Source organism: Actinophytocola sp., assembly GCF_045807065.1.
Taxonomy (GTDB): domain Bacteria; phylum Actinomycetota; class Actinomycetes; order Mycobacteriales; family Pseudonocardiaceae; genus Actinophytocola.
Genome location: NZ_JBJMIE010000334.1, coordinates 1 through 8,867, shown reverse-complemented (window position 1 = coordinate 8,867; position 8,867 = coordinate 1). Strand labels below are relative to the sequence as shown.

Sequence of the window (8,867 nt, the reverse complement as noted above, 5' to 3'; positions counted from 1 at the left end):
GACCGGTCCCGGCGGCGACCCCGCTACCTGGCTAGCCCAGTTTCCCGCACATGACCGAGTCTTGGCTGATCACGAGCTTGAGGCGGAGCAGCGACGCAGGTCAGCGGTCCAGGTGCGGAATACCCGGCTAGCGCCAGGCGCTCGGCGTCCCGAGGCTCCCCTCGGTGACCGCGAGCCGGGGAGGTCAGGACCGGGAGGCGGCGAAGTCCGTGTCCGCGTGTGGGATCTGGCCCAGTGCCCGCGCGATGGCGAGGGTGTTCTGGTACTCCCGCCACAGGGTGATCAGCCCGTCGCGGACCTCCAGCACCGCGATGAACAGGGCGCTCTCGCGCTTGCCGGTCGTCAGCAGGGTGCCGACCAGCTCGTACTCGACGATGATCTTGTTCGGGTCGGTCGTGTCGTGGACGACCACGTTGCGCATCTCCTCGAAGCGCACCGGCAGGGACTCCCGGCTGGTCTTCGTCGCGGCCAGGAAGTTGTCGCGACCCTCGTGGCGTCGTGGGCCGCCCGCCGCGAAGGGCGTTTCGATCACCACGTCCGGCGCCCAGAACTCACCGTGCTCCTCGCCGAGGGCGTACTTGCGGAAGTTGTCGAACGCGTCGTGTGCCGTCACCATGGCGATGCTCCTAAGATGAGTAGTGACTCCGGTTAGAAGCATCCTGAGTGAGGACTCATCTTGTCAAGTAAGCCGTTGCGTGCGGATGCCCGGCGGAACCGCGCCCGCATCCTCGCCGCCGCCGGGGAGGTCTTCGCCGCCAAGGGCACCGCCGCGTCCACCGAGGAGGTCGCCGCGGCGGCCGGGGTGGCCATCGGGACCGTCTTCCGGCACTTCCCGACCAAGCGGGATCTGCTCGGCGCGATCCTCAAGGACCTGCTCGCCGAACTCGCCGAGCAGGCCGAGGGCGACGACCTGTTCGCGTTCTTCACCCGGGTGGTCACCGCGGCCGCCGAGAAGAAGTTCGTCGTCGAGCTGCTCGCCGGGCACGGCGTGGACGTCGAGGTCTCGGGGGCAGTCGGGACGCTGTCCGGGGCCGTCGAGCAGCTCCTGGACGAGGCGCGGGCGAGCGGTCAGGTGCGCGGGGACGTCCGGCTCGACGAGGTCCTCGCCCTGCTCGGCATGGCCGGGCAGGGCGCGTTGACCTGGTCGGCGGACCTGCGCGCCCGCACCCTCGACGTGATCTTCGCGGGCCTACGTCGTTGACACGAGCTCGTAGCCGGCCACGATCTCCGGGTAGATGCGGATGACCTCGACGTTGGGCATGTCCACGAACGGCTCCAGCACCGACTCGTAGCGCTCGGTCTCCTCGGCGTCGACCACGCGCCGGGCGACGCCGGTGACCGTCACCGACCAGCCGCTTTCACCCACCGGATCGATGTCGTCCGCCTGGAACGCGACCACGGCGCCGGCGCAGTCAGCACCGACGTGCGTGCGGACGACCACCATCCCGTCGTCGACCAGGTGGCGGACCGGCACGATCGCCGGGAGGGCGCGGATGGTGTAGACGATCCGGCCGAAAGGGGCGCTGCCGAGCAGCCGCAGCGACTCCTGGCGCGACAGCTCCGCGAGTCGCCGTAGCACACCGCCCAAACCGGGACACCTCCAAAACACCACGCCAGTCGCGTGAGCATCCGGCAGCCCGCTGCCGCGCGCAAGGGCCCAAGAGCCCATGATGGCAGGGTCGAAGGTCCCTGGCGCGATGCCGCCGTTCGCGAGCACGTGCCGGACTCGCCCTCGACGTGCGGCCCCACGGTGATCACGGAAAGTGTTCTCCGTGCACTCCGTCCGTGTGCGCGGACAAGATCGCCCAGGTAGCCTCCCCCGTACGGAGGATATTGGAAACACACTCAGTAACGCACAGTCGAATCCGACCGATAGCCCGAATGCCATTCGACCGACCGCCGGGGTTGCCATGCCAGCAGAGCAGGCGCACTCATCCGCCCGCACCAGTTCTTCCGGGCTGCCCTTTGCCGGCCTCGAGTCGGTGCTGGCCGAGAAGTCCCGCGACCGGCTGCAGGGGCTGCTCGACGCGGTCGTCGCGATCGGCGCCGGGCTCGAGCTCGACGGCACGCTGAACCGGATCGTGCGCATCGCGGTCGAGCTGGTCGACGCCCGGTACGGCGCGCTCGGCGTGATGGGTCCGGACGAGCAGGAGCTGCTGACCGAGTTCGTCTACGTCGGGGTCGAGGAGCGGCAGCTCGGCGTGCTGATCGAGAACCCGTACCCCCTGCGCGAGACGCAGGAGATGGTGCCGACCAGCGTGCTCGGCGCCCCCATCCGCGTGCGCGGCGAGCTGTTCGGCAACCTCTACCTGACCGAGAAGCGCGGCGGTGGCCATTTCACCGAGGACGACGACATCGTGCTGAAGGGCCTCGCGGCCGCCGCGGGCGTCGCGGTCGAGAACGCGCGGCTGTTCGAGGAGTCGCGGCTGCGTGAGCGGTTCATCGAGGCGTCCCGCGAGGTCAACGCGCACCTGCTCGGCGGCGGCTCCAGCGAGGACGCGCTGACCCTGATCGCGGCCCGGGCGCAGGAGCTGTGCAAGGCGGACTGCGCGCTGATCCTGCTGTCCGACGGCGCGGTGCCGCCCGAGGACGTCGTGATCCGCGCCGCGGCCGGCGACGGCTTCGCGGACCTGGTCGGCCTGACCGTGCCGGTGGGCGAGCCGCCGGCGGCGGACATGTTCGACATGCGCGGCGCGGAGATGATCCCCGACCTGTCGGCGCTGGTGCCGCCGGGGTGGCGGGGGCCGGGTGCGGAGTTCGGGCCCGGGGTCGTGGTGCCGCTGCGGGCCGGCAACATGGTGAGCGGTGTCCTGCTGGCCTTGCGCGCCAAGGGCGGCGCGCGGTTCCCGCGTGGGCACGTGCCACTGCTCGCGGCCTTCGCCGACCAGGCGGCGCTCGCGCTGGAGATGGCGGAGAAGCACCAGCAGTACCGGGAGCTGGCCGTCCTCGCCGACCGTGACCGCATCGCCGGCGACCTGCACGACCACGTCATCCAGCGCCTCTTCGCGACGGGCATGAGCCTGCAGGGGACGGTGCGGCGGATCACCGATCCGGCCGTGCGGCGGCGGGTGAGCCGTGCGGTCGAGCAGCTGGACGAGACCGTCCGCGAGATCCGCACGTCGATCTTCGACCTGCACACCACCGGCACCTCCGGCGACGACAGCCTCCGCCGCCGGATGCTGGACATCGTCGACGAGCTGGCGGCGAGCGTGGACGTGTCGCCGTCGGTCCGCATCTCGGGCGCGGTGGACACCCTGGTCCCGGAGGACCTGGCCGCCCACGCGACGGCGGTGCTGCGCGAGGCCGTGAGCAACGCGATCCGCCACTCCCACGCCGGCGAGATCGTGGTGACGGTCGAGGCGGCAGCCGACCTGATCATCGACGTCGTGGACGACGGGGTGGGCATGCCGCCGGGCATCGCGCGCAGCGGCCTACTCGGCGTCGAACGCCGCGCGGCCAAGTGCGGCGGCATGGCGGTCGTGGTCCCCGGCCCGAACGGCGGCACCCGCCTGACCTGGCGCGCCCCCCTCCCCACCCACTGACCCGCGTGTCCAACGCCCCGGCGTGGTGAGTTCAACAAACGCGCACACCAGCGACGGAAGGTTCTGTTGAACTCACGGGTCGTGCGCGTTGGACACGCGGGATCAGTGGTCCGGTTTGCGGGACTTCAGTTCGGCGGCCAGGACGGCGGCCTGGGTGCGGCGTTGCATGCCCAGCTTCGCGAGGAGGTGGGAGACGTAGTTCTTGACCGTCTTCTCCGCGAGGAACAGGCGCTCCGCGATCTGGCGGTTGGTCATCCCCTCGCCGACCAGCTCGAACACCGCGCGTTCCTGGTCGGTCAGGCCTGCCAGGGGGCCGGCGCCGTTGTTGTCCTTGCCCTGGCGGATGCGCTTCATCAGGGCTTCGGTGGTCTTCGCGTCCAGCAGGGACTCGCCGGCGCCCACCTTGCGGACCGCGGTGATCAGGTCGTTGCCCAGGACCTGCTTGAGCACGAAGCCGGAGGCGCCGGCCATGATCGCGTTCAGCAGGGCCTCGTCGTCGGAGTAGGACGTCAGGATCAGGCAGCGCAGGTCGGGGAGCTGGGAGCGCAGGTCCCGGCACAGCTCCACGCCGGTGCCGTCCGGTAGGCGCAGGTCCAGCACCGCGACATCGACCTCGACCGACGGGATGCGAGCAAGGGCCTCGGCCATCGTCGCGGCCTGGCCCACGATCTCCAGGTCAGGCTCGTCCTCGAAGAGATCGGCCACGCCCCGGCGGACGATCTCGTGGTCGTCGACCAGGAAGACCTTTGTGCTCACCAGTCGCTATATATCAGGTTTATTGCCTTGATCGCAACACCGAGTCGATCTTGTCACAGGTAATATCGCGGCAACGATGGCAAGGAATTCTTCCTTGCACGGCATGGCTTCAGTGACGGCACCGTCCACACGGGAATCACGGCAACGGTGATTGCGCGATATTCCGGGAAAAGCGGATCCGGATTGTGCGCAAAAGCAACGCGGGAAAAATACCCGCGGTTGACCAGCTGAGGCAGGCCACCTGACCGGATGTCAGCCACTACGCCATCCGGGCGACCGGCGACTGGGGGAGATCGCGCAACGTGTCCATGACCCTCTACCTTTGTGCACGTGCCGTACCTGGCGGGGTAACTGGGGGGTGACTGCCCGATGGGAGCGGAACAATCGGTAACAGTGCGTTTCTGCCTGCTCGGACCAGTGCAGATGATCGTCCGTGACCGGACCGTGCCGCTCGGTGGTCCCGGCATCCGCAGTGTGCTCGCGATGCTGCTGCTGGAGCCGAACCAGGTCGTGTCGCTGGACCGGATCGTGGACGTCCTGTGGGCGCACGAGCCGCCGGCCAGCGCGCGGACCATGGTCCAGGGCTACGTCTCCCGGTTGCGGCAACGGCTCACGGAGGCCGGCGTCCCGGCCTACATCGCGACGACCCCGCCGGGGTACCGGATGGTCGTCGACGAGTCGCTGATCGACGTCACGGTCGCGCGGGCGCTGTTGGCCGAGGCACCCGGGCTGCCGGCCGCGAGCCGCGTCAAGCTCCTCGACGAGGCCAACGCGCTGTGGCGGGGTCCCGCGCTGGCCGATCTCGGCGGCCGGGTGTCCGCGCCCGAGCTGACCGAGCTGCGGCTCGCGATCCTCGAGGCGCGGTTCGACGCGCAGCTGGAGCTGGGCCGCCACCACGAGATCATCGGCGAGCTGACGCAGCTGATCGACGCGCAGCCGTTCCGGGAACGGCTGGTCGCGCAGCTGATGCTCGCGCTGTACCGGGCGGACCGGCGGGCGACCGCGCTCGAGGCGTACCAGAGGTTCGCGCACCGCGCCGCCGAGGAACTGGGCATGGACCCCGGTCCGCAGCTGCGTGAGCTGCACGCCCGGGTCCTGCGGGACGACTCGGCGCTGCTGGCGCCCACCCCCGAGCCGGTCATCACGCCGAAGATCGGGGTGCTGGTGCCCGCGCAGCTGCCGAGGGCGCCGTCCGGGTTCGCCGGCCGCGAGGAGGAGCTGGACTGGCTGTCGCGGCTCCTCCCGCCGGGCGAGACCGCGGCGATCGGCATCCTCGCCGGGCAGGCCGGGGTGGGCAAGACCGCGCTCGCCGTGCTGTGGGCGCACCGGGTGGCCGGGGCCTTCCCGGACGGCCAGCTCTTCGCGAGCATGCGCGGGTTCGACCCGCAGCACACGCCGGTCCGCGCGGCCGACGTGCTCACCCAGTTCCTCCTCGCGCTCGGCGTCGCCATCGACGACGTGCCGCTCGAACTGGACGACCGGGCCGCGCTGTTCCGGTCGATCCTCGCCGACCGGCGTGTGCTGGTGGTGCTCGACGACGCCCGCGACGCCGAGCAGATCCACCCGCTGCTGCCCGCCGGCTCGTCGTCGTTCGTGCTGGTCACGTCCCGGATCCGGCTGGACGGGCTCGTCGCGCGCACCGGCGCGAAGATGCTGACGCTCGGCACCCTCGGACCCGACGCCGCCGAGTCGCTGATCGAGCACATGGCCGGCACGCCCGCGCACCCGACGGAGCGGGAGCAGCGGCGGCGGCTGGCGCGGCTGTGCGGGTACCTGCCGCTCGCGCTGCGGATCGCGGCCGCCCGGCTCGCCGGAAATCCACAGTGGACAGTCGAGGACCTGGTTACCGAGCTGACCGACGAGCGGTCCCGGCTCGGCGCGCTGGACCTCGAGGAGGTCGACGCGAGCGTGCGGGCCGCGCTCGACGTGACCCACCGCGCCCTGGGGTCGGAACTGGCCGCGACCGTGCGGTACCTCGGGCTGTTCCCCGGCACGCGGATCAGCCCACGACCGGTCGCCGCGCTGTGCGACACCGACCACGAGACCGCGCGCAGGCGGCTGCGTGCGCTCGCCGGCTCGTTCGTGGTGTCCGAGACCAGCCGCGACGTGTTCGTCATGCACGACCTGGTCCGCCTGCACGCACAGGAGATCGCGGACAGCGATCTGTCCACTTCAGACAAAGTGGACGCGGCGCGGCGGCTGCTGCGGTACTACCTCGCGGGCGCCGAGCTCGCCCGCGAGCTGCTGCGCACCGGCACGGTCGAGGAGCCGGCCGGATTCGTCGGGTTGGCCTCCGCGCAGGAGGCGGCGGAGTGGATCCACCAGGAGTGGGCGAACCTGCTCGCGGTGGTCGAGTCCGGGCCGGACGAGGACGAGGACGTCATCCGGCTGGCCCGCCTCGCGGCCGAGTTCTCGGCGGGCACGCGGGCGCTGGGGCCGGCGGCGCTGTCCCGATTGGTCCGTCTGGTCGTCTAGCGTGGTCCGGCATTTAGCGAACAGTTAGTCGATTCGGGCGATCAAGTGAGACGCTGCGCGCCGAGTGCTCGAAGTCCCGGAGCCTGATGCCGAGCACTCGACGGGCGGCACTACCAACGTGGGGGTGTGCTGCCCCAGCCGACCGGCCGGCGTGGATGGGGGATCTGCGCCGGCCGGTGTGCTCTCGTGGCGTGTCTCAGATGTGCGCCGCGTGCCCGTTGCCGTTGCTGGAGAACGTGCTCAGCTCCGGGCGCTTGGGCACCAGCCCGTCGCCCATGGACTCACCGCGTAGTTGCCTGCGCACCCAGGGCAGCAGGTGCGCCCTGGTCCACGCGAGATCGGCCTGGCGAAGGCGCAACCACGGCATCGGCTCGACCGGCGGCAACGGTTCGCGCCAGTCCTCCGCCACCGGCACGCCGAGGACTTCCGCGGTACGCAACGCGATCCGGCGGTGACCCTCCGCCGAGAAGTGCAGGCGGTCGTCGCTCCAGGCGCGGACATCCACCAGCGGGGCCATGGCCCACAGGTCGACCAGCATCGCGTCGTGGCGGTCGGCGATCGCGTGTAGATGTCCGTTGTAGATGGCCACCTTGGCACGTATCCGACGCACGACCGGCTGGTTGCGCGGGTCCGGGCCGGTGAAGATGACGACCTCGCAACCCGCCTTCCTGAGGCCGACCACGGCCTGCTCGAACTCCTCGGCCAGGACGTCCACGTCGCGGCCCGGCACGATCAGGTCGTTGCCGCCCGCGCAGACCGTCACCAGGTCCGGCCTTGCCTCGACGGCCAGCGATACCTGTTCGGTCACGATCTCGCGGAGCATCTTGCCCCGCAAAGCCAGGTTCGCGTAACGGAAATCGGGATTCCGCTCGGCGAGGATCATTGCCAGGCGGTCCGCCCAGCCTATGTAGGTACCGTCCAGACCCTCATCGCTCAACCCCTCGGTGAAGCTGTCCCCCACCGCGATCCAACTGGTCCACCTCCGCACGGCGACCACCCCCTCCCTAGTGCGCGCCCCGACCTGTTATACCTCCTAAGCGCTCAGGATGCCGCGTGATTCCCGACCTACGCGACGGTCGGTAATGGGCTACCTGAGCTAGGTGTCGTTTGGCAGGCTTGTCCTGTGACGGACCGGTCTACCGACGCTCGTGAGCTGCCCCTGGGGGAACTGCTCGGCGGACGGCGTGGCGCAGTGGACGCCAGCGTCCCGCCCGCGGTGTTCGTGGTCGCGTGGCTCGTCAGCGACCGCGCCATCGAGTGGGCCGCCGCGGCGGCGATCGCGGCGGGTGTGGCGGTCGGGATCTGGCGGCTGGTCAAGGGGAGACGCATCACCGCGTCGGTGGCGAGCGTGGCCGCCGTGTCGCTCGCCGCCTTCGTCGCCCTGCGCACCGGGCGGCCCGAGGACTTCTTCCTCATCCAGCTGCTGTCCAACGTGGCCAGTGCGCTCGCCTGGGCGTTGAGCATCCTCGTCCGCTGGCCGCTGCTCGGCGTGGTGGTCGGGATCCTGCTCGGACAGAAGACCCGCTGGCGGCGTGATCCCGATCTGGTACGGGCGTATGGCAACGCCAGCTGGGTGTGGGTGCTCGGCCAGTACACGCCGCGGGTGCTGGTGTTCGGGCTGCTGTGGTGGTCCGGCTGGGTGGTGGCGCTCGGCGTCGCACGGGTGGTGTTGAGCTGGCCCCTGGTGGCCGCCACGCTCGCGGCCAGCGCGGTGGTGCTGCGCAGGTCGCTGCCCGAGGACCACCCGGGCCTACGCCACCCCCGCACCGGCTGACGGGCGCGGCGCATCCGGGCCCCACGCCAGCAACGCGGCCAGCCAGGCCGCGCCGGTGCCGCCATCGGGCGCGAACAGGGTCTCCGTCTCGTGGGACAGCCGCTCCCGCAGTGCCAGTCCGACCGGGCTGTCCGGCCCGACGACGCTGCCGGCCAGCACGATCGGGGTCGTCTCACCGGGGTCGCGGGTCGCGTGGGCGTGCTCGGCCAGATGTGCCGCCGCCTCCGCGATGATCGCCGCGGCCCGCGGGTCGGCCGCGTGCGTGCTCACCAGCGACGCGAACCGGGCCAGCCGGTTGTTCGGATGTGAGTTGTGTTGGT

General features: G+C 70.9%; 8 protein-coding genes and 1 pseudogene. 4 read left to right on the top strand and 5 right to left on the bottom strand.

From position 1 onward, the window contains the following. Positions 1-184: 184 nt before the first annotated feature. Complete coding sequence (locus tag ACJ73U_RS19375) at positions 185-616, bottom strand: nuclear transport factor 2 family protein (RefSeq protein ID WP_407779057.1); 432 nt, start codon at positions 614-616, stop codon at positions 185-187. 60 nt (positions 617-676) lie between these two features. Here ACJ73U_RS19375 and ACJ73U_RS19370 point away from each other — a divergent pair, with 60 nt between their 5' ends. Continuing rightward, positions 677-1,201, top strand: coding sequence for a TetR/AcrR family transcriptional regulator (locus ACJ73U_RS19370; protein WP_407779056.1), 525 nt, complete (start codon positions 677-679; stop codon positions 1,199-1,201). Here ACJ73U_RS19370 and ACJ73U_RS19365 read toward each other — a convergent pair. Beyond that, positions 1,190-1,579 (bottom strand): pyridoxamine 5'-phosphate oxidase family protein, encoded by a 390-nt coding sequence (locus ACJ73U_RS19365; protein ID WP_407779059.1) that lies wholly within the window; start codon positions 1,577-1,579, stop codon positions 1,190-1,192. The genes ACJ73U_RS19370 and ACJ73U_RS19365 overlap by 12 nt on opposite strands. A 331-nt stretch (positions 1,580-1,910) precedes the next feature. Here ACJ73U_RS19365 and ACJ73U_RS19360 point away from each other — a divergent pair, with 331 nt between their 5' ends. Continuing rightward, positions 1,911-3,542, top strand: a complete 1,632-nt coding sequence (locus ACJ73U_RS19360; protein WP_407779055.1) for a sensor histidine kinase — start codon at positions 1,911-1,913, stop codon at positions 3,540-3,542. A gap of 102 nt (positions 3,543-3,644) precedes the next feature. Here the strand turns inward: ACJ73U_RS19360 and ACJ73U_RS19355 are convergent, their stop codons facing one another. Then, the gene (locus ACJ73U_RS19355) at positions 3,645-4,298 is read right to left on the bottom strand and encodes a response regulator (RefSeq protein ID WP_407779054.1); all 654 of its coding nucleotides are present in this window, start codon (positions 4,296-4,298) and stop codon (positions 3,645-3,647) included. Between the two features lie 423 nt (positions 4,299-4,721). Between ACJ73U_RS19355 and ACJ73U_RS19350 the strand changes: the two genes are divergently transcribed. After that, positions 4,722-6,773, top strand: coding sequence for a BTAD domain-containing putative transcriptional regulator (locus ACJ73U_RS19350; RefSeq protein WP_407779058.1), 2,052 nt, complete (start codon positions 4,722-4,724; stop codon positions 6,771-6,773). A 196-nt stretch (positions 6,774-6,969) separates the two neighbouring features. Here the strand turns inward: ACJ73U_RS19350 and ACJ73U_RS19345 are convergent, their stop codons facing one another. Further along, a complete protein-coding gene (locus ACJ73U_RS19345; protein WP_407779053.1) occupies positions 6,970-7,761 on the bottom strand; it encodes an SGNH/GDSL hydrolase family protein in 792 nt (263 codons plus the stop codon). 135 nt (positions 7,762-7,896) lie between these two features. On the opposite strand from ACJ73U_RS19345, the gene ACJ73U_RS19340 reads away from it, so the two are divergent. After that, positions 7,897-8,547: a DUF3159 domain-containing protein gene (locus tag ACJ73U_RS19340; RefSeq protein ID WP_407779052.1), complete on the top strand. Its 651-nt coding sequence runs from the start codon at positions 7,897-7,899 to the stop codon at positions 8,545-8,547. Here the strand turns inward: ACJ73U_RS19340 and ACJ73U_RS19335 are convergent. Continuing rightward, positions 8,524-8,867 (bottom strand): annotated as a pseudogene (locus tag ACJ73U_RS19335) (N-acetylglucosamine kinase); the annotation flags it as partial. The gene ACJ73U_RS19340 and the pseudogene ACJ73U_RS19335 overlap by 24 nt on opposite strands.